A 241-nucleotide genomic window follows, 5' to 3' on the forward strand; every position below is an offset into this window, starting at 1 on the left:
GATGAGGTCGACCGGGGTGGCCGTCCACTTGAGGTCACCGCTGGCGAGGTCACGGATGTCGTAGACGTTCTCCTCGGACTCCGACGCCTTCCACTGCGTGCCGGGGGCGAGCAGGTTGACGAAGAAGTCGTTGGTCAGGACGCCCGGACGGTCGGTCAGGACGCCGTGCGCGACGCCACCGACGTTGTTGCCGAGGGCCCGCAGGCCGCCGACGAGGACCGTCATCTCGGGAGCGGTGAGG

At 68.9% G+C, this 241-nt stretch carries 1 pseudogene; it reads right to left on the reverse strand.

Features of this window, described 5'->3' with window-relative positions:
* Window positions 1-241: pseudogene (locus ACPYOG_RS20450) on the reverse strand (catalase/peroxidase HPI); the annotation flags it as partial.

It is taken from the genome of Leifsonia sp. HAY1-4F, from assembly GCF_056755275.1.